Genomic DNA, 17761 nt, shown 5'->3' with positions numbered 1-17761 from the left:
ACTACCGGATGAAGCCCTCATAGTTCCGCATCAGAAGCTGCGCTTCGATCGCCTGCATCGTCTCCAGGGCGACGCCGACGACGATCAGCAAGCTGGTGCCGCCGACGAGGGTGAAGCCGTTCGCTCCGCCCGTATTCGTCAGCGCCGGGATCCAGTACTGCATCAGCGCGATGACCGCCAGGAACAGAGCCCCGGCCAGGGTGATGCGTGTCATCACCTTATCCAGATACTCCATCGTCGGCTTGCCGGGACGGATGCCGGGAATGTACGAACCGTACTTCTTCAAGTCGTCCGCGATCTGCTCGACATTCATCGTAACCGCCGTATAGAAATACGTGAAGAAGACGATGATCGCCGCGTAGATCAAGCCCGTGATCGGGTTCTCGCCCGGCGACATCCAGTGCGCCCACTTTTGCAGCGTTTCGCCGAACGCCGAGGTCGGCGGGACGAACTGCGCGAAGGTCAGCGGGAGAAGCTGAATGGAAAGCGCGAAGATGATCGGGATAACGCCGGCCGAAGCCACGCGGAACGGCAGATAAGCCGTGCCGCCCTGCGTCATCTTGTTGCCGACCATTTTCTTGACATGCTGGATCGGGATCTTGCGCTGGCCGAGAGTCACATAGATGACGCCCATGACCGTCGCGAAGAACGTGATGATCAGGACGGCGAGCTGCCACGGCTGAACCGCGCCGCTCTTCACCGATTCCCAAACACCGCTGATCTGGCTTGGCAGGCGAACCATGATTCCGCAGAAGATGATCAGGGAAATTCCGTTCCCGATCCCCTTCTCGGTGATCTGCTCGCCCAGCCACATCAAGAAGGCCGTACCGGCCGCCAGAGTGATGATGATCTGGATCAGCGCCAGAGGATTCGAACTGATGACATGCTCGTTGCGGAGCAGCATCGTCATACCGAAGCCCTGCACGGCCGACAGGGCCACGGTGAAGTAGCGGGTGTACTGGCCGATGCGCCGGCGTCCGGATTCGCCTTCCTTGGACATTTCCTGCCAGGACGGAATGGCGAACGTCAGAAGCTGCATGATGATCGATGCGTTGATGTAGGGAACAATTCCCATCGCAAAGACCGTGTACGTCTTCAGCGCTCCGCCGGTGAATACGTCGACCAGGCTCAAAATTCCGCCGCCGCCGCCTCGCCGGAACAGCTCAGCGAGCCGCTGGTGATCGACGCCGGGAATCGGAATGTGCAGGCCGAAAACGTAGACGCCGAACATAGCGAATACAAACAGCAGCCGCCGGCGCAGCTCGGGAATCGCAAACGCGGCCGTCATCGCTTCGACAAACGGTGTCTGCGATGAGCGCGGCGCGGTCCCAGTACGGCGGCGCGGACCGGAGCCGCCGGCGGCGGCGGCTCCAGACGGTCTATTGACAGCCATGACTTTTGTCCTCGAAACGTCGCATCAACTAAATGGTTTCGGTGCTGCCGCCGAGAGAAGCGATCTTGTCCTGCGCGCTCTTGGAGAAGTGGTGCGCCTGAACGGTCAGTTTCTTCGTCAGCTCGCCGTTGCCCAGGATCTTGACGCCGTCTTTGACATCATTGATCACGCGCGTTTCCAGCAGCAGTTCCGGGGTCACGGTCACGCCGTTGTCAAAGCGCTCCAGAGCGCTGAGGTTCACGATCGCGAACTCTTTTTTGAAGAGCGCGGTGAAACCACGGCGATGCGGCAGGCGTCGATGGGTCGGGGTTTGGCCGCCTTCGAAGCCGGGCTTGGTGTTGCCGCGGGCCTTATCGCCCTTGTGACCGCCGCCGCTGGTCTTGCCGTGTCCGGAGCCCGGACCGCGGCCAAGACGCTTGCGTCGGTGTGTCGAGCCCTCGTTAGGCTTGAGGTCTGTCAGATTCATGGGTTACTCCGTCACCAAAGTCGACGCGTTCCGGCGCGCGCGGGGGCGCGGTCCGGGAGCGTCGCCCTCGATCGTCTCGACGTCGAGGACGTGTACTAATTTCTTGATCGAGCCGCGGATGGAAGCATTGTCCGGCTGGACCACCGAGGATCCGACCTTGCCCAGCCCCAGCGCCTTCGCGCACAGAGCCTGGCTCTTCTCATAGCCGATCAGGCTCTTCTTCAACGTGATCTTAAGCGCTGACATTCGTCGCCTCCTCCGCCGCCGGGGTCTCCGGCGCCGCCGCGACGGGAGCTTCCTCCACGACCGGCGCGGCCGCCTCTACGGGGGCCTCATTGACATCGTCGGACACAACCGACGCAATACCCGCCGCCGCGTCCGCTTCCTCAGCCGCCGCCGTCAGGGCGACAACGGAGCGCGGAACGAGCTCGCCGATATCCTTGCCGCGCAGACGAGCGACATCGGAGGCGCGCTTCAGCTTCTTCAGGGCTTCGATCGTCGCCCAGGCCGTATTGACCTTGTTCGACGAACCCAGGGATTTGGCCAGAACGTCCTTGACGCCGGCCGCTTCCAGAATCGCGCGGGTGGATCCGCCAGCGACCAGTCCGGTACCGGGGCTCGCGGGGCGAAGCAGAACTTCGGCCGCGCCCTGGCGAACCAGAACGTCGTGCGGGATCGTCGTGCCGACCAGCGGGACGTGAACCAGGCTCTTGCGAGCGGCTTCGACGCCTTTGCGGATCGCGTCCGGAATGGCGCGCGCCTTGCCGATGCCGGCGCCGACATAGCCTTCGCCGTCGCCGACGACCACAAGGATGCTCCAGGACATGGTGCGTCCGCCCTTGTGGGTCTTCTGAACTTTATTGGTCTGGATGACACGCTCGCTCAGATTGAGCGTGTCCGGATTAATCAACGCCATGTTTAGAATTCCAATCCGTTCTCGCGGGCGGACTCGGCCAGCCCCTTGATGCGGCCGTGGTACAGATATCCGCCACGGTCAAAGACAACCTTCTCGATCCCGGCGGCCTTGGCGCGCTCGGCGATCAGCTTGCCGACCGCCTTCGCGGCTTCGACGTTGCCGCCGGCGCTCTTGGAGGCCTTGTCGGTGCGCAGAGAAGGATCCAGCGTGGATGCCGACGCAAGCGTCTTACCCGCCAGATCGTCGATGACCTGAACGTAAATATTGTTGCTGCTGCGGTAGACGTTCAAGCGAGGCCGAGCCTGCGAGCCGCTGACGCGCTTTCGCACACGAGTGTGGCGCTTCTGTCGCGCCTCGTTCTTGTTTAATAAAGCCATAATCCCGAGTTTCCTCTTGGTCTGTCCACACGAGCGGGCGTATCAGCGCCCGCTCGGCAAACCCAAAACCACAAAATGCGAACGAAGGAGAGCTGAAGATAACTCAACGCCAAAAAGGCGAGGTTACTTCTTGCCCTTGCCGCCGCCCTTACCGCCTGCCTTGCCGCTCTTACCAGCTTTGCGGCGAACGATCTCGCCCTGGTAGCGGATACCCTTGCCCTTGTACGGTTCGGGAGCCTTCAGCTTGCGGATAACGGCCGCCTGCTGGCCAACAACTTCCTTGTCGATCCCATTGATGGTGATGACCGGACGGCGCGTGGCGTTGTCCTGACCGACTTCGAAGTCGATGCCTTCGAGGGGCTCGACCGGAACGAGGTGGGAGAATCCGAGGCTGAGAACCAGCTTCTTGCCGTCCTTCGTGGCGCGGAAACCGACGCCTTCGATCTCGAGAACCTTCTTGTAGCCGGCCGAAACGCCGGTCACCATGTTGCTCACGAGCGAACGGGTCAGACCATGCAGCGCGCGATGGGTCTTGCTGTCCGTGGGACGCTGAACCGTCAACACGCCGTCCTGAATGACAAACGCCATATCCGGCTGGAAGCGGCGGGAAAGTGTGCCCTTGGGTCCCTTGACCGTGACGCCGCCGTCGGTGGCGATCTGAACGTCAACGCCTGCGGGAATAGTAATGGGAGCTTTACCGATACGAGACATAATTGCGGGCTCCTTTTACCAGACGTGCGCAATGACTTCGCCGCCGATGCCCAATTTCTTGGCTCGCTTGGCTGTCATAACGCCCTGGGAGGTAGTGACGATCGCGATGCCGAGACCGCGAAGAACCGTCGGCAAATTGTCGTGCGATCGGTAGATGCGCAGACCGGGCTTGCTGATGCGCTTGAGGTCGGTGATGACCTTTTCCCGGTTGCGGGCGCCGTACTTGAGGGTGATCTTGATCTTGTTCTGCACGGGCTGCTGAACAACCTCGTAAGACTTGATATAGCCTTCATCGAGCAGGATCTTAGTGATCTCGATCTTTACATTGGATGCAGAGACTTCCAACGAATCGTGATTCGCGCTGTTCGCGTTGCGAATCCGAGTCAGAAGGTCCGCGATAGGGTCGCTGACCGGCATTGTTTACTCCATCAGACGGGCGTTCGTCACGCCTCGATATGGTTCCAGGGTCGGCCGGATCATTCCGGCGCATCCCTCGGCTCCCTTGCGGGAGCGTTTAAAAATGTACGCTTACGCGTGAACGCCAGGTCCGAAGACCAAGCTCAGTCCCGCTTTACCAGCTGGACTTGGTGACGCCAGGGATCAGACCCTTGTGCGCCAGTTCGCGGAAGCAGATGCGGCAAATGCTGAATTTGCGCATGTAGCCGTGAGGACGGCCGCAAAGCTGGCAGCGGTTGTAACCGCGCACCTTGAACTTCGGGGTCTTCTTCGCTTTTTCGATCAGGCACTGCTTTGCCAAGATTAATCCTCCGTCGACAGTCGCGACCTCTGGGTGTTTGGCCGCCAAAACGGCCCGAAACCCGGAGAAATCGGACATCAGTATACCTGAAATCGCCGAAAATAATTCTATTCTCGGCGATTCCCGATGTTTTTTGGTTTAGAGAAGGCGCTCGCCTTGCTTCTCGCCGCGGAACGGCATGCCGATCGCTTTCAGAAGGGAGCGGGCTTCCGCGTCATTCTGAGCGTTCGTGCAGATGATGATATCCATGCCGCGAACTTTGTCGACTTTATCGTAGACGATCTCAGGGAAGGTCAACTGCTCCTTCAGGCCCATGGCGAAGTTGCCGCGGCCGTCGAAGGAGTTCGGGTTGATGCCGCTGAAGTCACGGACGCGCGGCAGAGCCACGTTCACGAGACGGTCGAGGAACTCATACATCTGAGCGCCGCGCAGCGTCACCTTCGCGCCGACCTTGACGCCCTCACGCAGGCGGAAGTTCGCGATGGACTTCTTGGCGCGCGTGACGATCGGCTTCTGGCCGGTGATGGTCTGGAGGTCCAGGATCGCGCCGTCGAGCAGCTTGGCGTCGCCGCCCGTCTGTCCCGCCGCGCCCACGCCCATGTTGATCACGATCTTGTCGAGCTTCGGGACCTGCATGACGTTCTTATAGCCGAACTCCTTCTGCAGCGCGGGGATCACCTGATCCACGTAAAGCTTCTTGAGACGGGGCTGGTTTGTTGTTTCGTTAGCCATTGTCGATCACCCCTCCGGACTTCTTCGCATAACGCACGCGGTTACCGCTCGCGTCAAGCTTGACGCCGATCCGAGTGACGGCGTTCTTGGCGTCTTTATCGATCAGCTGAACCTTGCTGATGTGCAGAGGCATGGAGATCTCGATCCGGCCAGATTCCTGCTGCGCGGCGGGGTTCGCCTGCTGACGCGGCTTCTGGTGCTTGATCGCGATGTTCAGGCCTTCCACGACGACTTTACCGGTAGCCGGCAGTACGCGCGTGATCGTGCCTTCCTTGCCCTTGTCCTTACCCGAGATAACCCGGATCAGGTCGCCGGCGCGAAGCCGGATCTTGCCTTCGTAGCGTACGGGAACCGCGCGCGGCCCCTTCTTCTTAGGAGGAGTATACATTTAGAGCACCTCCGGAGCCAGCGAGATGATCTTCATCGCGCCTTCGAATTTCGATTCGCGCAGCTCACGGGCAACGGGTCCGAAGACACGGGTGCCACGCGGCGCGAGGTTGTTGTTGAGGACCACGGCGGCGTTCTCGTCGAAGCGAAGCGTGGATCCGTCGGTGCGGCGGATCATGTTCTTGGTGCGAACGATGACGGCTTTGACAACGTCGCCCTTCTTCACCTGAGCGCCGGGCGTCGCGGACTTCACCGCGCCGACGATAATATCGCCCACTTCGGCATACTTGCCGTTGGAGCCTTTTAGGACGCGGATGCACATGATCTCACGCGCCCCGCTGTTGTCTGCCGCGCGTACGCGCGAATAGGACTGAATCATACTTTTCCCTTTGCGCTGCCGGACTTCTCAGTGAGCCTGCCCTTGGGGAAGACAGGCGCTTGAAGACCGACCCAGCAATAATATACGTCGGAAGACGTAATGAACACGCCAAACGGCGCGAAGAAGCCGGACGACAAGCGTCCGGCTTCGGAGGCGACTGGAGCGCCGAGCGCTCCAGACAATGTGAAAGCGCTACTTAGCGCGCTCGGTGACACGCACCAAACGCCAGCACTTTTCCTTGCTCAGCGGACGGGTCTCCATGATCTCCACGGTATCACCGATGTGCGCGTCGTTGTTCTCGTCATGGACTTTGAACTTCTTCGCGCGCTTAACGGTACGGCCGTAGATCGGGTGACGGACCAGGTTGTTAATGGTAACAACGATCGTCTTTTCCATCTTGTCGCTGGAGACGACGCCGATCCGGGTCTTACGCCGGTTTCGGGTCTCTTCAGTTTGCTCTTCGATTGTTTCTGCCATCGCTGTTATCCCTCTTTACGACTGCGCCAGTTCGCGCTCGCGCTTGATCGTCAGAGCCCGCGCGATTTCCTTCCGGCTGTTCTTCACAACCTTCACGTCTTCGATCGGCTTGCCCAGGCGGTCCTTGCGGAACTGGTAGATGTTCTTGTGCGCGTTTGCGATCACGACCGTCAGATCGGCGTCGCTCGTAGCACGTAGCTCCTGCAGTCGATCGCGGGTCTTCTTATTTTCAGCCATTGGTATCCTCCGCTCCCGCCACGGCGGTCGTCTCTTCCACATCCGTTTCCTTGGCGTTGCCATGGGCGGTCACTTGCAGAGCCGACTCGCGCCGGGTAACGAACTTTGTGGCGATCGGCAGCTTATGCTGGGCCAGTCGCATCGCTTCCTTGGCGAGATCTTCGGCGACGCCGGACATCTCGAACAGGATACGACCGGGCTTCACAACGGCGACCCAGCCTTCCGGGGCGCCCTTACCCTTGCCCATGCGGGTTTCCGCGGGCTTCTTGGTGAACGGCTTATCGGGGAAGACCCGGATCCAGATCTTGCCGCCGCGACGAATCTTGCGAGTCATCGCGATACGAGCGGCTTCGATCTGGTTGTTGGTCATCCAGCACGCTTCCAGGGCCTGGAGCGCGTAATCGCCGAAATCGACGTTGGTGCCGCCCGAGGCCGCGCCGCGGCGCTTGCCTCGATGGACTCGGCGGTACTTGACTTTCTTAGGCATTAACATAGTTGAGTCTCTCCTTACCGGCCGCCGCCGAAGCCGCCGGGACGGCCACCGCCGCCGCCAGGACCACGACCGCCGCCGCCACCGCCAAAGCCGCCGGGACGGCCACCGCCGCCGCCAGGACCACGACCGCCGCCGAAGCCGCCGCCGCCACGTCCGCCAGCGCCGCCGCCGCGTCCGCCGCGTCCGCCCGCGCCGCCGCGGTTTCCGCCACGGTTGTCACGGCCGCGATCGCCAAAGCCTTCTTCGGCGTTCAGACGACGCTGCTGCTGCTGCTGAAGCGCGATATCGGCGGTCGTCAGACGCTTCTGGCCCGGGAGGATGTCTCCCTTGTAGATCCAGACCTTGACGCCGATGTTGCCATAGGTGGTGCCCGCTTCCGCGAAGCCGTAGTCGATATCGGCCCGCAGCGTGTGCAGCGGGATCTTACCAAGACGGTCGCCTTCTTTGCGAGCCATTTCACTGCCGTTCAGTCGGCCGGAGCAAAGGATACGGATACCCTTGGCGCCCAGCTTCATGGCGCGGGTGACCGCCTGCCGCATCGCCCGCTTGTAGGAAACGCGCTTGGTGATCTGCTGAGCAATGCTCTCGGCCACCAGCTGCGCATCCAGTTCGGGATGGCGGATTTCGGTCACGTTCGCGGTGACGGACTTCTTGGTGAACTTCTCCAGCACGAGCCGAAGATCGTCCACGCCCTTGCCGCCGCGGCCGATGATGATGCCCGGTTTGGCCGTATGAAGGGTAACCTTCACACGGTTCGCCGCGCGCTCGATCTCGACACGCGCGATGGCTGCGTTCTGCAGCTCGCGGCGCTTCTTGATGAACTCACGAATGCGGAAGTCTTCGACCAGAGCGGCCGCGTATCCCTTGTCGAGATACCATTTGCTTTCCCATTCGCGATTAACACCGACCCGAAAGCCGATGGGATGGATTTTCTGTCCCAAGATTATTCTCCTTCAGCTCTCGGTTGATCGGCGCCTTCGCTGGTGTCAGCGGCGCGATCCGACGTATCGATCTCTGGAGCGTCCGACGCTTCCACCGGAGTGGTCTCGACCGGAGCGGAGGTCTCTTCCGCCGTTGTCTCGACCGGGGTCGCGGTTTCTTCGGCGACGGGAGCTTCCGCGGCCACCGGCGCGGCGGCTGCCGGAGCAGCGGCGACGGCCTTAGGCTTGGCGGGAGCGGCGACGCGCTTCGGCTTCGCGACGATCGGCGGAGCCTCCGTCAGAATGACGGTCAGGTGGCTGGTGCGCTTCAGGATGCGATAAGCGCGACCCTGGGCGCGAGCCCGGACACGCTTGAGCGAAGGACCGCCATCCGCGAGGATGTTGGTGACTTGAAGCTCTTCGACACCGGCGCCCCACCCGTCCTGGGCGTTCGCCACGGCCGAGATCAGCACCTTGCTGATATGCTCCGCCGCCTGGTTCGGGACGAACCGCAGCGCGGCCAGCGCATCGGATGCGCGCTTGCCCTTGATAGCGTCGATCACAAGGCGAGCCTTGCGCGGCGACAAACGGAGGTACTTCGCAACGGCGCGCGCTTCGGGAACGACTTGCACCGTTACCGCGCGATCGCCGCCGATCTTCTCTTTGAACGCTTCGGTCAGCTCTCGGGTCACGATCCGAACCGCGTCGGGGCGGCTGGTGTGCAGAGTGACTTTCAGACTGCCGTCCTTTTCCTTGGACAGCTTAAGCTTGGAGACGGGTGTGCGTCCCCCGATCACCTCATGGGCGGTCGGGAGCAGCGCACGGTCTCTGGCGGCTGTATTCATGAACTCAATTCTCCTTAGCGCGACCGGCTGGTGCGCGTATCCTTCTGGCCGGCGTGGCCTTTGAAGGTGCGCGTCAGCGAGAACTCGCCCAGTTTATGGCCAACCATATTCTCAGTGATGAACACGGGAATGTGCTTGCGACCATCATGCACGGCCAGCGTGTGTCCGATCATCTGGGGGAAGATCGTCGAGCGGCGTGACCATGTTTTGATGATGCGCTTTTCACTGCGCGCGTTCATGTCGTCAATTTTAGACAGCAATTTGGGGTCGGCATAGGGCCCCTTTTTTAATGATCGTCCCATACGTTATCCTACTTCCCCCGCCGTCGGATGATGAATTTCTGCGTCGACTTATTGCGGCGCGTACGGAAGCCCAGAGCGCGAACGCCAGTGGCCGAAACCGGTCCCTTTTTGCGTCCGATCGGAGACTTCGCTTCACCACCACCGTGGGGATGGTCCCGCGGCGACATAACGACGCCTCGGTTGTGCATATAAACGCCGAGCCAGCGCTTCTTACCGGCCTTGCCGTGCTTGATGTTCTCATGATCCAGGTTGCCGACTTGGCCGATCGTGGCCTTGCACTCAACTTGGATCATGCGCATTTCGCCCGAAGACAGGCGGATCGTGGCGTACTTGCCTTCGCGTCCCATCAGCTGCGCGGAGCCGCCGGCGGTGCGAACCAGCTGGCCGCCCTTACCGGGGACGAGCTCGATGTTATGGAGCAGCGTACCGATCGGAAGCGAGCGGATCGCCATGGCGTTGCCGGGACGGATGTCCGAGCCGTCGCCGGCCTGGATCATGTCGCCGACCTTGACGCCGACGGGCCACAGGATGTAGCGCTTCTCGCCGTCCATATAATGGACAAGGCAGATACGCGCCGAGCGGTTGGGATCGTATTCGATCGTCGCCACTTTCCCTGGTACGCCGTCTTTATCGCGCTTGAAGTCGATGATTCGGTACGCGGTCTTGTTACCGCCGCCGACGTTGACCGCCGTGCGGCGGCCCTTGTTGTTGCGTCCGCCGCTGTGCTTGTTCGGGCCGGTGAGCGCTTTCAGCGGCTTTGTGGCCGTGATTTCGTCGTAGCTCGCGCCGACACGGAACCGCTGCCCAGGGGTAATCGGCTTATATCGCTTGACTGCCATTGTGCTTAGACTCCCTCGACCAATTCAATTGTCTGGCCTTCTTGGAGCGTCACAATCGCCTTCTTCCAGTCCGAAGTACGGCCCTGGTTGGCGCGCTTGAAGAAGCGGCCTCGGCGCTGCGTTCCCTTGACCACAAGCGTGTTCACGGCGACAACGTTGATCGGATTGCGTGCTTCGGCCTGGATGAACTCCAGGGCCCAAGCGATTTCGTACTTGTTCGCGGTCTTCTTGACTTCGAACGTGTACTTGTTCTGCGCGCCGCCCTGGACGGTCTTCTCCGTCACGATCGGGCGCACGATGATTTCATACGGGCTCTTTGTGCTTGCGCTCATTAGACTGTCGCCTCCTGGTCAGAAGAGTCGGCGGCTCCAAACTGAGCATTCAGCACGTCCAGCGCGCTCTTCACAATGACGATCTGCGCGGCGTCCACCACATCACGAACCGAGAAGGCCGGCGCGACGCGCACGACAATGCCCGGAATGTTGCGGAACGACTTGTAGATCACGGGATTGTGCTCGCCAAGAACGATCAGTGTCTTGCCCGTAATGCCCAGACCGGCCAGAATGCCGGCGGCCACTTTGGTGGAGATCGTGTCGAACGTCAGCGCATCAATCACGGTGACGACGCCTTCCGACGACTTCACGGTCAGAGCGGACGCGACGGCAGCGCGCCGGGCCTTCTTCGGCAGCTTGGCCGAAAGGTCGCGGGGGTGCGGACCGAACACGATACCGCCATGGCGGTAGTGCGGAGCGCTGATCGTACCCTGACGGGCGCGGCCGGTGCCTTTTTGGCGATACGGCTTGCGGCCGCCGCCGGCGACTTCGCCGCGGGTCTTGGTGTTACGGGTATCCTGCCGGCTGTTGGTCGCCTCGTTGACCACCGCCTGGTGCATCAAGCCGGGAATGACTTTTGCGCCGAACAGCTTATCGCTGAGGACGACGCTTCCCGCGCTGGCGCCGTCTTGCTTTTTTAATGTTGCGTTAGGCATCGCTGGGTGTCCTCCTATCGGTTAAATTTCTTGATGAGCACAAGGCCGCCGTTTGCGCCCGGGACAGCGCCGCGGACGAGCAGGAGGTTCTTGTCGGTATCGATACGCGCGACGCGCAGACCTTGCTGGGTGACTTGAACGTCGCCCATGTGGCCCGGCTTGCCCTGACCTTTGAAGGTGCGGGCGGCGTCGGTTGCGCCGCTGGAAGCGGGCTTACGGTGGCTGGTGGAGGCGCCGTGCGTGGCGTTGTGACCGTGCCAGCGATACCGCTTGACGACGCCGGCGAAGCCCTTACCCTTGGAGATACCGGTGACAGCCACCTTATCGCCAACGGAGAAGATATCCGCCTTGAACTCAAACCCTTCGGCCAGAGTCTCGCCTTCGTCGATCGAGATCTCACGCAGCACGCGCAGCGGCTTGACGCCATGCGCGGCGAAGTGGCCCTTTTGCGGGGAGTTCAGTCGGTGCTCTTTGACTTCGCCAAAGCCGATCTGAGCGGCGGAGTAACCGTCGCGATCGATAGTTTTTAATTGTGTGATGACGCAGGGACCGGCGGCGATGACCGTGACGGGAGTCACGCGACCGCCTTCTTCAAATATCTGGGTCATGCCCAGCTTTTTGCCCAAGATAGCACTTGGCATAAGTTTCCTCCACGGCGCACCTGGGGAGCCACTGGGGTTGTGGACGATTATTCCTTACGTGACGCGGCTTTGTTGTGAGTAGGACGTTGGTGCGGTGTTTGATCACCGCTATTCCATCACTTTATGAATTGCTTCATAAAGATCCGTGAATTCTTTTACAGCTTGATTTCAATATCGACGCCGGAGGGCAGATCGAGACGCATCAGAGCGTCGATCGTCTTCGGGCCGGGATCGATGATGTCTATCAAGCGCTTGTGCGTCCGCATCTCGAAGTGCTCGAACGACTCTTTGTCGACGAACGTGCTTCGCTGCATCGGCAGGATATTCTTTTCGGTAGGCAGCAGGACCGGCCCGGAGATCCGGGCGCCCGTTCGCTTGGCGGTGTCCACGATCTTCTCGGCGGACTGGTCAAGCAATCGGTGGTCGAACGCCCGCAGTCGGATGCGGACTTTATTACGACGCATTTAACAATTCTCCTCAACGCGCAAAACGTGGGCGGACGCCGGCTGCGGCGACCGCCCATCGCTTTCTCTACTATTCGATAATTTTGCTGACAACGCCAGCGCCGACGGTGTGGCCGCCTTCGCGGATCGCGAAGCGCAGGCCTTCCTCCATCGCGATCGGGGCGATCAGAGTGCCCGTGATCGAGACGTTATCGCCCGGCATAACCATCTCCACGCCGTCCGGAAGCTCCAGGCTGCCCGTCACGTCCGTGGTGCGGAAGTAGAACTGAGGACGATAGCCCTTGAAGAACGGCGTGTGGCGACCGCCTTCGTCCTTGCTCAGGATATAGACCTCGCCCGTGAACTTCGTGTGAGGCTTGATCGAACCCGGCTTCGCCAGGACCTGACCACGCTCGATGTCCTTGCGCTCAACACCGCGAAGCAGGATGCCCGCGTTGTCGCCCGCCTGAACCGTGTCCAGGATCTTGCGGAACATTTCCATCGACGTCGCGACCGTGTTCTTGGTCGTCTCCCGGATGCCGACGATCTCCAAAGGCTCGCCCGCCTTCAGAACGCCGCGCTCGACGCGACCGGTCGCAACCGTACCGCGGCCCGTGATCGTCATCGTGTCCTCAACCGGCATCAGGAACGGCTTGTCCACGTCGCGCTCCGGCGTCGGGATGAACGCGTCCACCGCCGCCATCAGCTTCAGGACGGCGGGCTCGCCGATCTCCGACTGATCGCCTTCCAGCGCCTTGACCGCCGAACCGACGATGATCGGGGTGTCGTCGCCAGGGAAGTCGTACTTGCTCAGAAGCTCGCGCACTTCCATCTCAACCAGTTCGATCAGCTCCGCGTCGTCGACCATGTCCGCCTTGTTCAGGAAGACGACGATCGAAGGAACGCCGACCTGACGGGCAAGCAGGATGTGCTCGCGGGTCTGGGGCATTGGGCCGTCGGCGGCGGAGACGACCAGGATCGCTCCGTCCATCTGCGCGGCGCCGGTGATCATGTTCTTGATGTAGTCGGCGTGTCCCGGGCAGTCGACGTGCGCGTAGTGACGCGCGGTGGTCTCGTACTCGACGTGCGCGGTGTTAATGGTAATACCGCGAGCCTTCTCTTCGGGAGCGGCGTCGATCTGGTCATACGCCTTCGCGATCGCTCCGCCGGTCTTGGCCAGAACGTTGGTGATAGCCGCGGTCAGGGACGTCTTGCCGTGGTCGACATGACCGATGGTCCCGATATTTACGTGGGGCTTGCTGCGGTCGAACTTTGCCTTCGCCATACAAGTAAACTCCTTGAAAGTCTAACAAATGTGAGGCCGGCGCGTGCGCTAAACACACACGCGCCGGCGGTGAATTACTGCTGCCGGGTCTGAAGCTTGCCCGCGGCCTTCGCCATCAGCTCTTCCGAGACGTTGCGCGGAACCTCAGCGTAGTGCGAGGGCTCCATCGTCGAGGAAGCGCGTCCCTGAGTCATCGAGCGCAGAGTCGTCACATATCCGAACATCTCCGCAAGCGGAACCTTCGCCTTGATGACGACGGTGCCGCCATAGCTCTGTTCCTGACCTTCGATGATGCCTCGGCGCGAGTTGAGGTCGCCGACGACGCTGCCCAGGAATTGATCCGGGGTGGTGACTTCCACCGCCATGATCGGCTCTTTGATGACCGGGCTGGCTTTGCGGCACGCTTCCTTGAAGCTCATCGATCCGGCGATCTTAAACGCCATTTCCGAAGAGTCAACTTCGTGGAAGGATCCGTCCGTGACCAGAACCTTGACGTCCACCATCGGGTAGCCGGCGATAACGCCGCTTTCCATGGCTTCCTTGACGCCGGCCTGGATCGGGCTGATAAATTCCTTCGGAATCGATCCGCCAACGGTCTTATTCACGAACTCGAACCCAAGGCCGGGTTCCTGCGGCATGACCACGATTTCGCAGTCGCCGTACATACCCTTACCGCCCGACTGGCGCTTGAAGGGAACGCGTCCGGTGGCTTCCTTCTTGACAGTCTCTTTGTAAGCGACCTGCGGTCGGCCCTGGTTGGACTCTACCTTGAACTCACGGCGCATGCGGTCCGTGATGATGTCCAGGTGAAGCTCGCCCATGCCCGCCAGGATGACCTGACCGGAGTCCTGGTCGGTCGAGACGCGCAGGGTCGGATCTTCGGCGGACAGGCGCTGCAGAGCAAGGCCCATCTTTTCCTGGTCGGCTTTAGTCTTCGGTTCGATCGAGATCGAGATGACCGGCTCGGGGAAGGTGATCGCTTCCAGCAGGACGGGCTTCTTCTCGTCGGCCAGCGTGTCTCCGGTCGTCGTCAGTTGAAGGCCGACAGCGGCGGCGATATCACCGGCGAAAACCTCATCGACTTCTTCGCGCTTGTTGGCGTGCATTCGAAGGATGCGCGAAATTCGCTCGCGCTTGCCCTTGTTCACGTTGTAAACATAGGAGCCCTTCGTCAGCGTACCGGAGTAAACGCGGAAGAACGTCAGGTTACCGACGTGCTGGTCGTTCATCAACTTGAACGCCAGAGCCGCGAACGGCGCGCTGTCGGACGGCTCGCGGGACGTCTCTTCTTCCGTATCGGGGTCGATCGCCGGAACGGCGCCGACATCGATGGGCGAAGGCAGGTAAGAGACAATCGCGTCCAGCAGCGGCTGGATGCCCTTGTTCTTATATGCGGAGCCGCAGAGAACCGGAACGATCTTCAGTTCCAGCGTGCCCTTGCGGATCGCAGCCTTCAGCTCTTCGGGAGTGATCGGCTCCTCCATGAGGAACTTCTCGATGAGGGCTTCGTCACACTCGGCGACTTTCTCCACCATCTTCGCGCGGTACTCCGCGGCGAGCTCCTGCATGTCTTCCGGGATCTCGGTGACTTCCCAGTCCTTGCCGTCATCGTTCTTATAGATGATGGCCTTGTTCTCGACCAGGTCGATCACGCCGGTGAAGTGCGTCTCCGCGCCGATCGGAACCTGAAGGATCGCGATGTTGGCGCCGAGGCGGTCGACGATCGTGCCGGCGGCGAAGAAGAAGTCAGCGCCCGTGCGGTCCATCTTGTTGACGAAACACATGCGCGGGACACGGTACTTCGTGGCCTGTCGCCAAACGGTTTCGGACTGCGGCTGGACGCCGGCGACGGCGTCAAACAGCGCAACCACGCCGTCCAGGACGCGCAGGGATCGCTCAACTTCGACGGTGAAGTCAACGTGTCCGGGCGTGTCGATGATGTTGATTCGATGGTTGTCCCAGAAACATGTGGTCGCGGCGGACGTGATCGTGATGCCGCGCTCCTGCTCCTGCTCCATCCAGTCCATGGTCGCTGCGCCTTCGTGCACTTCACCGATCTTGTAAGTTCGGCCGGTGTAGTAAAGAATGCGCTCGGTGCATGTCGTTTTGCCAGCGTCGATGTGCGCGGCGATACCGATATTTCTTGTTTTTTCTAAGCTGTATTCGCGTGCCAATGCAGTTACCTCGCCGGCCAATCGGCCGGCGTTATCCATATGTCAGAAACCAAATACGCGTCGCTGCGCGATTAGAAGCGGTAGTGCGCGAACGCCTTGTTCGCATCCGCCATCTTGTGCTTCTCTTCACGCTGGCGTACCGCGGCGCCGCTATTGTTGGCGGCGTCGTTGAGCTCGGAAGCGAGCCGTTCGATCATTGTCTTACCGCTGCGCTTGCGGGCGGCGGCGACGAGCCAGCGGAGAGCCAGGGACAGCTTGCGATCGGTGCGAATTTCCATCGGCACCTGGTAGGTCGCGCCGCCGACGCGGCGAGGCTTGACTTCCACCTGCGGCATTACATTGCGCACGGCTAGCTCGAAGACTTCGATCCCCTTGCGACCTGAACGGCTCTCCACTTGCTCCAGCGCGCTATAAAAGATCGTCTCCGAGACGCTCTTCTTTCCATCCAACATCATCCGGTTGACGAAGCGCGTCACCAGTCGGTTGTGATAGACGGGGTCTGGTGTGATCGCACGCTTCTTTGCAGGTCCTTTACGAGGCATGAACTCTTCTCCTAATACAAATACAACTAAAAAAACGGACAGAAACTACTTCTTCACGACCGCCTTCGGGCGCTTGGTGCCGTACTTGGAGCGGCTGCTCTTGCGGTCCTTGGTGCCCTGGGTGTCCAGCGTGCCACGAACGATGTGGTAGCGGACTCCGGGGAGGTCCTTGACGCGGCCGCCGCGGATCAGAACGACGCTGTGTTCCTGAAGGTTATGGCCGATGCCCGGGATGTAGGCGGTCACTTCCGTGCCGGGGTTCTTGCGGCCGGAGCCGGTCAGACGGACACGAGCGATTTTGCGCAGCGCCGAGTTCGGTTTCTTGGGAGAAACGGTTCGGACAACGAGACACACTCCGCGCTTCTGCGGATTGCCCTTCATTGCGGGCGCTTTGCTCTTCTTGATGACGCGCTTGCGTCCCTTACGTACGAGCTGGCTGATTGTCGGCATTGCGTTAGCAATCCTTTCGCTAGGCGGTTAATTAAGTCGTTTTACTAAAATGATGTCTCAAAGCAGAGGCACAAAAACACCCCGATGCCGGCGATATTCTTTCGAATCGGCGACACGGGGCACACACTCATGACGATCGACAATTGTCGGTCAAAGCACATGGAAACAGCCTGATCCAAATCAGCTGCCGCTTCCGCAAAAGGCCCCCTCGCAAACAAAGACTCAGCGAACCGAGTAACGGTCAACGCACTTCTTCGAGACGAACCTTAGTATTATACTGCCGAGGTACCTGCTTGTCAAGCTTTTGTCTGAGTCTGCATAAAATAGTCTCTGATTCCCGTATTTTCGTCACTCAGCGATATAATGAGGCTATCAGAGTCATGGGAGGACTCACATTACGATGTCTCATACGCCACAAAGTCGACTTTCAATTAAGCCCCAAGCAATTATACTCCCCCGGCGCTGGAACCGTGATGAGTATCATAAGATGGCCGAATGCGGCATTTTTGGCCCTGAAGAGCGATGGGAACTCATCGATGGCGTCATTTATGAAACAGTGGGTTCAATACCGCGCCCGTATTACGCCGCGATTCATCGAGTTCGGGAAATACTGCGCAAAGTTTATGCGGGTGATTATTCGGTCTTCTCCCGCTCCCCTCTTACATTAGATGAATACTGCGAACCAGAGGCGGATATTGTCGTAGCGCAGGGTGAATACATAGAATATAGCCTTCGTCACCCGACTGCATTTGATACATGTTTGGTGATGGAAATCTATGATGGCTTTGTCCCGCGTGATCGTGTTATTCGGGCGGCAATGTTTGCGAAAGCAAATATCGCAGAGTATTGGATTTTAGATTTGGTGACACGCCAATTAGAAGTCTGCCGTAACCCTACCCCGCAAAGCGGTTACTCTACCGTCATAACATTTGCCGAAGAGCAATCGATTACTCCTGTTTCCATTGAGCGAGAAATTTCGGTAGCAAGCTTGTTGCTCCCTTTATAAT

26 protein-coding genes and 1 pseudogene are annotated in these 17761 nt (G+C 60.2%); 1 reads left to right on the top strand and 26 read right to left on the bottom strand.

The features are described 5' to 3' along the window. Position 1: 1 nt before the first annotated feature. From secY to rpsL, 26 genes and pseudogenes are all read right to left on the bottom strand, one after another. Positions 2-1393, bottom strand: coding sequence for a preprotein translocase subunit SecY (secY, locus tag D5261_RS17130; RefSeq protein WP_218025639.1), 1392 nt, complete (start codon positions 1391-1393; stop codon positions 2-4). Positions 1394-1421: 28 nt separating this feature from the next. Further along, positions 1422-1859, bottom strand: a complete 438-nt coding sequence (rplO, locus tag D5261_RS17125; RefSeq protein ID WP_119322382.1) for a 50S ribosomal protein L15 — start codon at positions 1857-1859, stop codon at positions 1422-1424. Positions 1860-1862: 3 nt separating this feature from the next. After that, on the bottom strand, positions 1863-2105 hold the full coding sequence (rpmD, locus tag D5261_RS17120; protein WP_119322383.1) for a 50S ribosomal protein L30: 243 nt from the start codon (positions 2103-2105) through the stop codon (positions 1863-1865). 175 nt (positions 2106-2280) lie between these two features. Next, a pseudogene (rpsE, locus tag D5261_RS17115) lies at positions 2281-2775 on the bottom strand (30S ribosomal protein S5); the annotation flags it as partial. 2 nt (positions 2776-2777) lie between these two features. After that, a complete protein-coding gene (gene rplR / locus D5261_RS17110; protein WP_119322385.1) occupies positions 2778-3152 on the bottom strand; it encodes a 50S ribosomal protein L18 in 375 nt (124 codons plus the stop codon). 123 nt (positions 3153-3275) lie between these two features. Continuing rightward, positions 3276-3863, bottom strand: coding sequence for a 50S ribosomal protein L6 (rplF, locus tag D5261_RS17105; RefSeq protein WP_119322386.1), 588 nt, complete (start codon positions 3861-3863; stop codon positions 3276-3278). 15 nt (positions 3864-3878) lie between these two features. Then, complete coding sequence (gene rpsH / locus D5261_RS17100) at positions 3879-4280, bottom strand: 30S ribosomal protein S8 (RefSeq protein ID WP_119322387.1); 402 nt, start codon at positions 4278-4280, stop codon at positions 3879-3881. A gap of 154 nt (positions 4281-4434) precedes the next feature. Beyond that, positions 4435-4620, bottom strand: a complete 186-nt coding sequence (locus tag D5261_RS17095) for a type Z 30S ribosomal protein S14 (RefSeq protein ID WP_119322478.1) — start codon at positions 4618-4620, stop codon at positions 4435-4437. 138 nt (positions 4621-4758) lie between these two features. Next, positions 4759-5352 (bottom strand): 50S ribosomal protein L5, encoded by a 594-nt coding sequence (rplE, locus tag D5261_RS17090; protein ID WP_119322388.1) that lies wholly within the window; start codon positions 5350-5352, stop codon positions 4759-4761. Further along, positions 5345-5680, bottom strand: coding sequence for a 50S ribosomal protein L24 (gene rplX / locus D5261_RS17085; protein ID WP_119322479.1), 336 nt, complete (start codon positions 5678-5680; stop codon positions 5345-5347). Before rplX ends, rplE begins: the two co-directional genes overlap by 8 nt. 60 nt (positions 5681-5740) lie before the next feature. Continuing rightward, positions 5741-6118, bottom strand: a complete 378-nt coding sequence (gene rplN / locus D5261_RS17080; RefSeq protein ID WP_119322389.1) for a 50S ribosomal protein L14 — start codon at positions 6116-6118, stop codon at positions 5741-5743. Positions 6119-6310: 192 nt separating this feature from the next. After that, complete coding sequence (gene rpsQ, locus D5261_RS17075; RefSeq protein WP_119322390.1) at positions 6311-6595, bottom strand: 30S ribosomal protein S17; 285 nt, start codon at positions 6593-6595, stop codon at positions 6311-6313. Positions 6596-6610: 15 nt separating this feature from the next. Next, a complete protein-coding gene (gene rpmC, locus D5261_RS17070; RefSeq protein ID WP_119322391.1) occupies positions 6611-6832 on the bottom strand; it encodes a 50S ribosomal protein L29 in 222 nt (73 codons plus the stop codon). Next, complete coding sequence (gene rplP, locus D5261_RS17065) at positions 6825-7325, bottom strand: 50S ribosomal protein L16 (RefSeq protein ID WP_119322392.1); 501 nt, start codon at positions 7323-7325, stop codon at positions 6825-6827. The genes rpmC and rplP overlap by 8 nt, the downstream gene beginning before the upstream one ends. A gap of 14 nt (positions 7326-7339) precedes the next feature. After that, positions 7340-8266, bottom strand: a complete 927-nt coding sequence (gene rpsC, locus D5261_RS17060; RefSeq protein WP_119322393.1) for a 30S ribosomal protein S3 — start codon at positions 8264-8266, stop codon at positions 7340-7342. Between the two features lie 2 nt (positions 8267-8268). Then, on the bottom strand, positions 8269-9090 hold the full coding sequence (rplV, locus tag D5261_RS33460) for a 50S ribosomal protein L22 (RefSeq protein WP_119322394.1): 822 nt from the start codon (positions 9088-9090) through the stop codon (positions 8269-8271). A 14-nt stretch (positions 9091-9104) separates the two neighbouring features. Further along, on the bottom strand, positions 9105-9392 hold the full coding sequence (rpsS, locus tag D5261_RS17050) for a 30S ribosomal protein S19 (RefSeq protein ID WP_119322395.1): 288 nt from the start codon (positions 9390-9392) through the stop codon (positions 9105-9107). An 8-nt stretch (positions 9393-9400) separates the two neighbouring features. After that, a complete protein-coding gene (rplB, locus tag D5261_RS17045) occupies positions 9401-10231 on the bottom strand; it encodes a 50S ribosomal protein L2 (protein ID WP_119322396.1) in 831 nt (276 codons plus the stop codon). Positions 10232-10236: 5 nt separating this feature from the next. Beyond that, positions 10237-10563 (bottom strand): 50S ribosomal protein L23, encoded by a 327-nt coding sequence (rplW, locus tag D5261_RS17040; protein ID WP_119322397.1) that lies wholly within the window; start codon positions 10561-10563, stop codon positions 10237-10239. Next, positions 10563-11219: a 50S ribosomal protein L4 gene (gene rplD / locus D5261_RS17035; protein ID WP_119322398.1), complete on the bottom strand. Its 657-nt coding sequence runs from the start codon at positions 11217-11219 to the stop codon at positions 10563-10565. Before rplD ends, rplW begins: the two co-directional genes overlap by 1 nt. Positions 11220-11233: 14 nt before the next feature. Further along, positions 11234-11860, bottom strand: a complete 627-nt coding sequence (gene rplC, locus D5261_RS17030) for a 50S ribosomal protein L3 (protein WP_119322399.1) — start codon at positions 11858-11860, stop codon at positions 11234-11236. 155 nt (positions 11861-12015) lie between these two features. Beyond that, positions 12016-12324: a 30S ribosomal protein S10 gene (rpsJ, locus tag D5261_RS17025; protein WP_119322400.1), complete on the bottom strand. Its 309-nt coding sequence runs from the start codon at positions 12322-12324 to the stop codon at positions 12016-12018. Between the two features lie 70 nt (positions 12325-12394). Next, the gene (tuf, locus tag D5261_RS17020) at positions 12395-13588 is read right to left on the bottom strand and encodes an elongation factor Tu (protein ID WP_119322401.1); all 1194 of its coding nucleotides are present in this window, start codon (positions 13586-13588) and stop codon (positions 12395-12397) included. A gap of 74 nt (positions 13589-13662) precedes the next feature. Further along, the gene (fusA, locus tag D5261_RS17015) at positions 13663-15762 is read right to left on the bottom strand and encodes an elongation factor G (protein WP_119322402.1); all 2100 of its coding nucleotides are present in this window, start codon (positions 15760-15762) and stop codon (positions 13663-13665) included. 71 nt (positions 15763-15833) lie between these two features. Continuing rightward, the gene (gene rpsG, locus D5261_RS17010; RefSeq protein WP_119322403.1) at positions 15834-16304 is read right to left on the bottom strand and encodes a 30S ribosomal protein S7; all 471 of its coding nucleotides are present in this window, start codon (positions 16302-16304) and stop codon (positions 15834-15836) included. 45 nt (positions 16305-16349) lie between these two features. Then, the gene (gene rpsL, locus D5261_RS17005) at positions 16350-16754 is read right to left on the bottom strand and encodes a 30S ribosomal protein S12 (RefSeq protein ID WP_119322404.1); all 405 of its coding nucleotides are present in this window, start codon (positions 16752-16754) and stop codon (positions 16350-16352) included. A 400-nt stretch (positions 16755-17154) separates the two neighbouring features. Here rpsL and D5261_RS17000 point away from each other — a divergent pair, with 400 nt between their 5' ends. Continuing rightward, positions 17155-17760: a Uma2 family endonuclease gene (locus tag D5261_RS17000; RefSeq protein ID WP_119322405.1), complete on the top strand. Its 606-nt coding sequence runs from the start codon at positions 17155-17157 to the stop codon at positions 17758-17760. Position 17761: the final 1 nt, after the last annotated feature.

Source organism: Capsulimonas corticalis (genome assembly GCF_003574315.2).
Lineage (GTDB): Bacteria > Armatimonadota > Armatimonadia > Armatimonadales > Capsulimonadaceae > Capsulimonas > Capsulimonas corticalis.
Note: the sequence above shows the minus strand (reverse complement) of the source record. Positions and strands in the feature narration are given on the sequence as shown.